This is a genomic window from Anaeromyxobacter sp. PSR-1, assembly GCF_000964525.1.
Classification (GTDB): Bacteria; Myxococcota; Myxococcia; order Myxococcales; family Anaeromyxobacteraceae; genus Anaeromyxobacter.
Window position 1 is genome coordinate 1 of sequence record NZ_BAZG01000247.1, and the last position, 5,361, is coordinate 5,361.

The following is a 5,361-nucleotide window of genomic DNA, read 5'->3' on the forward strand; positions in this document are numbered from 1 at the left end:
CGGTCTGCGGGCTCGCGCTAGAGTCTCCGGCCCATGCGCAAGATCGCTCAGGAATCCTCCACCCCGGCGCCCGGCGCGGCGGGCGCGCCGCACCGCGAGCTGACCGTCCGCGCCGTGGGCGTCGCCATCGTGGTGGCCGCCATCATGGGCGCGGCCGAGCCGACGGTGGTGCTGCGCATCGGCTACGGGCCGAACATCTCCGTCGTGAGCGCGTTCCTCGGCTTCATCGCGCTCTCGCTCCTCGGCCTCGCCACGCGCGTGCGCGCCACGCGCTGGGAGACGAACCTGGTGCAGACGGCCGGCACCGCCGCCGGCTCGGGCGTGGGCTTCATGTCGGTGGTGCTCGCGGCCATCGACATGCTGAACCAGCGCGGGCTGCTGAACCTGCACCTCAGCCCGCTCCAGATCTTCGCGTGGCTCGCGCCCTCCGGCCTGCTCGGCGTGCTCCTCGCGGTGCCGCTGCGCAAGCACTACATCGACCAGGAGAACCTCACCTTCGCCGACGGCACCGCCGCCGGCGAGACGCTGCTCGTGCTCGACCAGGGGCCGAGGGAGGCCGGGCCGCGCGTGGCGGCGCTCGGGCTGGGCGGCGCCATCTCGGCCGGCTTCGTGGCGCTGCGGCAGGGCCTGGGGTGGATCCCGGAGACGATCTCCTTCCGCTTCCTCACCCCGCACGCCGAGGCGCTCCGCGTCGGCTCGGAGCTGGGCGTGCTCTCGCTCGGGGCCGGGCTCCTCATCGGCCTGCGGGTCACCCTCTCCATGGGCCTCGGGCTGGTGCTCGCGTGGCTGGTCGCGCCCGAGCCGCTGTTCCGGGCCGGGCTGGTGCCGGAGCTGACCTTCAACTCGGTGCTGCAGCGCTGGATCATGTGGCCCGCCACCGGGCTCATGGTCGCGGGCGGCCTCGCCGCGCTGGTGCTGAAGTGGAAGGTGATCGCGAAGACGTTCCGCGGGATGTCGGCGAAGGGCGCCACCGACGGCGGCGACTTCCCCATGCGCTGGGTGGCGTGGGGCGCGATCGGCTGCACGGTGGCGCTGGTGGCGGTGCAGAAGATCTCGCTCGGCTTCCCCATCTGGCTGTCGCTCGTGTCGGTGGGGCTCTCGCTCATCCTGATGCTGGTCGGCATCCGCGTGCTGGGCGAGACGAACTGGGCGCCCATCAGCGCCATGGCGAACGTGATGCAGGCGGTGTTCGCGGTGCTCGCCCCGGGGCACGTGCCCATCAACATGGTGGGCTCGGGCATGAGCGGCTCGGTGGCCGCGAACGGCGAGCACCTGATGCAGGACTACAAGGCCGGCAAGATCGTCGGCTCCACCAACCGGAACCTCACCATCCTGCAGCTCGTCGGCGTGCCGGTGGGCGCGCTGGCGGTCGCGATCGCCTACCCGGCCGTGCGGGCCAAGTACGGCATCGGCGGCGAGGGCGGCCTCACCTCGCCGATCAGCGTGAAGTGGGCGGGCTTCGCCGAGCTCCTCTCGCAGGGCTTCGGCGCGCTCGCGCCGAGCGCGGTCGTGGCGCTCGGGATCGCGCTCGTCGTGGGCGTGGTGCTCACCGTGCTCGAGTCGCACCCGCGCATCGGCCGCTTCGTGCCCTCCCCCACCGCCGTCGGCCTGGGCATGCTCATCCCCGGCTTCGCCATCTTCCCGATGGTGGTGGGCGGCCTGATCCAGGACCTCTGGAAGCGGCTCTCGCCGCGGACCGAGGAGATCTACAACACCCCGCTCGCCTCCGGCTTCATCACCGGCGAGGCGCTGGTGCTGCTGGTGCTGGCGCTCATGGCGCTGTAGGAGGCTGGCGTGACGAAGCGGATGCGGCTCGCCGACCTCGAGCGCGAGCGCTCGCGCGCCCGCGGCGCGCGGCGGCTCCTCCCCTGGGCGGTCGCGAGCGCGATCGCGGCCGGGCTGCTGGTGGGCACGGCCGGCGCCGGCTGGCGCGGCGGCGTGGCGGTCGCGGGGGTGGGGCTGCTCTTCGCGGCGTTCGCCGCGGCGGCGTCCGTCGCGCGCTGCCCCTCGTGCGGGGCGCCGCTCCGCAGGGAAAGCGACCGGCCGGCCCCGGGGGGACGTCCGGGACCGGCCGATCCGGTGCGGGAGCAACACTGCGCGCGCTGCGGGGCCCGCTTCGACTGAGCCCCGCGACGCGGGGGACTACGGCACGAACTCGACGTGCGGGCTCATCTGGCGAGCCAGCGGCGACTCGGTGAGCAGGCGGAGCGCCCGTTCGAGCTTCTTGTCGCCGATGCCCGGGACCGCCTCGTACGCGGCGGAGATGAGGTCTCCGAGCGTCGTGACCATGCGGCGGGGCGCGAGGTGCTTCATGCGGCGGCGGGCCTTGCGGTTCATGGATCCCTCCGTGTCTCGAGCGTGCGGTTCCTACCGATAGCAATCCGCTTGCCTTGGCCCGAGCGACGAGGTTACAGGGGCTTGCCGCCGGAGACCCCACCCCGACCGGTAAGGATTTCAGCCCGGCCCGCGAAATCCCGACAGCGTGCTGTCGGTTTTCCACCGGTTCGTACCAAGCCCGAAGGACGCCTCATGCCGACCCAGCCCTCCCGCGACCTCCAGACCTTCCCGAACCCGAAGCCCGGACGCCCGTTCGAGATCGCGATGGAGTGCCCGGAGTTCACCTGCGTGTGCCCGATGACCGGGCAGCCGGACTTCGCCACCATCCGCCTCCGCTACGTGCCGGCCGAGCGCTGCGTGGAGCTGAAGAGCCTGAAGCTCTACCTGTGGAGCTTCCGGGACGAGGGCACGTTCCATGAGGCGGTCACGAACCGCATCTGCGACGACCTCGTGGCCGCGCTCGCGCCGCGCTGGATCGAGGTCGTGGGCGACTTCGCCGTCCGCGGGGGCATCCACACGGTCGTGACCGCGCGCCACGGCGAGAAGCCCGCCGGCGTCTGAGCGCGGTCGGCCCCGCCGCGGCACGATCCCCGCGCCGCCCGGCGCCCGGGCGGGCGTGCGCGCGCCCCTGTCAGGCTTCCCCTTCACCCCCCCGCACTGCACCTTGAGGTCCGGGGAGGGGAGGGAGGATGCGGAGAGGGCGGCTCTCGATCGCGTACGTCCATTACGGGTCCCAGAGCGGGGTCACGGCGGCGATCGCCGCGGCGCTCGGCGAGCGGGGGCACGAGCTCCGGCTGGTCGCGGCCACCGGCGACCTCGAGCCGCGCGACCCCGCCACGCGACGGCTGCGCCCCGCGCCCCCGGTCGTCGCGCACCTGGCCCTGGCCGCGGCGCGCTACGGGCGGCTCGCGCTCCGGCACCGGTGGAACACGACCTACGCCTGGGATCGCCACGCGTCCCGCGCCGGCGAGCGCCTGCGCGCGCTCGCGCCGGCGCCGGACCTGGTGCTCCAGAACGGGGCGCTGTTCGCGCCGGGCCTCCCGCCGCCCCTGCCCTACGCGCTCCTGCTCGACCACACCCGCGCGCTGGCGCAGGCGAGCCCGCCCTGGCCGGCGGCCGGCCTGGCCGCGCCGGTGGACTACGGCCCCGGCTGGCGGGCGCGCGAGGCGGCGGTGTACGGCGGCGCGCGCGTGATCGCGACGTTCTCGGCCAACGTGGCCCGCTCGCTGGTGCGCGACTACGGCGTGGACCGCGCCCGCATCGCGGTGGTGGGCGCCGGCGCGAACGTGTTCCCGGACGAGGCGCCCCGGCGCGACGACGGCCGCACGCTCCTGTTCGTGGGCAAGGACTTCCGGCGCAAGGGCGGCCCCATCCTGCTCGACGCGTTCGCCCGCCTGCGCCGCCGCCGCCCGCGCGCCCGGCTGCTGGTGGCGGGGCCGCGCGAGGTGCCGCCGCTGCCCGAGGGCGCCTTCCACCTCGGGCCGGTCGCCACCGAGGAGCTGCCCGCCCTGCTCGCCCAGGCCACGGCGCTGGTGCTGCCCACGCTGCGCGAGCCGTTCGGGATCGCGTTCCTCGACGCCATGGCGTGCGGCGTGCCCTGCGTCGGCACGCGCATCGAGGCGGTGCCGGAGATCGTCGTCGAGGGGGAGACCGGGGTGCTCGTGCCGCCCGGCGACGCGGTCGCGCTCGCCGGGGCGCTGGAGCGGCTCCTCGACGACCCGCAGGGCGCGCGGGCCATGGGCGCCCGCGGGCGTTCGCGGGTGGCGGCGCGGTTCACCTGGGCCCGCGTCGCGGCGCGGCTGGAGCGCGCGCTGCAGCGCGCGGTGGGCGGCGACGCGCCCGGGCCGCGCGCGCCCCGCCGGGCGCGGCCCGTACCCACGGTGCGCACGGTGCCGCCCGCGCCGCGTGAGACGGTTCTCACCCTGAACTGAGCGTCCGGCCGGGGCCGCCCGGGCGTGGGGTGGTACACGGTACGCGCATGGGCGCGGGGGACGCCGCGGCGCGCAACCTGGGCAGCCGCGCGAACGCGGTTACAATCCCGGTCCGCTTGTCCGGATCCGGAATGTCCGCCCCCGCCACCTTCGAGCCGGCGTCGCTCGTCGGCACCTGCCTCGACGGTCGGTACGAGCTGACCGGCCACCTGGCCACGGGCGGCATGGGCGCGGTGTTCCAGGCCCGGCACGTCCACCTGCGCAAGGACCTGGCGGTGAAGGTGCTCCGGCCGGAGCTGTCGGCCTCGCCGGACCTGGTGGAGCGGTTCCGCCGCGAGGCGGAGATCGCGAGCGCGCTCCAGCACGATCACATCGTCCACGTCACGGACTTCGGCCGCACCGAGGAGGGCTGGCTGTTCCTCGCCATGGAGCTGCTCACCGGCGAGAGCCTGTTCGACCGGCTCCGGCGCGAGGGCGCGCTCGCGCCCGCCGCGGCCGTGCCGGTGCTCTGGCAGATCTGCGCCGGCCTCGGCGCCGCCCACGCCATGGGCGTCGTGCACCGCGACCTGAAGCCGGAGAACGTGTTCCTGGCGCGGACCGGCAGCGGCCGCGAGGTGGCGAAGATCCTCGACTTCGGCATCGCCAAGATGACCGACCCGAGCTCCGGCTGCGCCACGCAGGCGGGCATGGTGGTGGGCACGCCCGAGTACCTCGCGCCGGAGCAGGCCACCGGCGGCGCGGTGGACGCGCGCGCGGACCTCTACGCGGTCGGGCTCATCGCCTGGCGGATGCTGGCCGGGCACCACCCGTTCACCGCGCCCGACGCGCGCGGCCTGCTCATGAAGCAGGCCACCGCGCCGGTGCCGCCGCTCGCCGAGGCGCGCCCGGAGCTCGCCGCCTGGCCGGAGCTCGTGGCCGTGGTGGCCCGCGCCTGCGAGAAGGAGCCCGCCGCCCGGCCCGCCAGCGCGGCCGAGCTGGGCGAGGCGCTCGCGGCGGCGCTCGGCCCGGCGTTCGCGCTGCCGCCCGGCGCGACGCCCGCGCCCTCCCCGCCCCCGCTCGCCTCGGCCGAGTTCGAGCTGGTGGCCCCGGACCT

At 75.5% G+C, this 5,361-nt stretch carries 6 protein-coding genes; 5 read left to right on the top strand and 1 reads right to left on the bottom strand.

Annotated features, from left to right (window positions below):
* Window positions 1–33 precede the first annotated feature (33 nt).
* A complete protein-coding gene (locus PSR1_RS21460; protein ID WP_059439400.1) occupies window positions 34–1,785 on the top strand; it encodes an OPT/YSL family transporter in 1,752 nt (583 codons plus the stop codon).
* A 9-nt stretch (window positions 1,786–1,794) separates the two neighbouring features.
* Window positions 1,795–2,124, top strand: coding sequence for a hypothetical protein (locus tag PSR1_RS21465; RefSeq protein WP_237758189.1), 330 nt, complete (start codon window positions 1,795–1,797; stop codon window positions 2,122–2,124).
* A gap of 18 nt (window positions 2,125–2,142) precedes the next feature.
* Here the strand turns inward: PSR1_RS21465 and PSR1_RS21470 are convergent, their stop codons facing one another.
* Window positions 2,143–2,337: a hypothetical protein gene (locus tag PSR1_RS21470; protein ID WP_041453749.1), complete on the bottom strand. Its 195-nt coding sequence runs from the start codon at window positions 2,335–2,337 to the stop codon at window positions 2,143–2,145.
* A 192-nt stretch (window positions 2,338–2,529) separates the two neighbouring features.
* Here PSR1_RS21470 and queF point away from each other — a divergent pair, with 192 nt between their 5' ends.
* The 3 genes from queF to PSR1_RS21485 all read left to right on the top strand — a co-directional run.
* Window positions 2,530–2,898, top strand: a complete 369-nt coding sequence (gene queF, locus PSR1_RS21475; protein ID WP_059439401.1) for a preQ(1) synthase — start codon at window positions 2,530–2,532, stop codon at window positions 2,896–2,898.
* A 128-nt stretch (window positions 2,899–3,026) separates the two neighbouring features.
* Entirely contained in the window at window positions 3,027–4,268 is a 1,242-nt protein-coding gene (locus PSR1_RS21480) for a glycosyltransferase family 4 protein (protein ID WP_059439402.1), read from the top strand.
* Window positions 4,269–4,384: 116 nt separating this feature from the next.
* Window positions 4,385–5,361: serine/threonine-protein kinase (locus PSR1_RS21485; RefSeq protein WP_237758190.1), on the top strand; the 977-nt coding region annotated here is incomplete at its 3' end.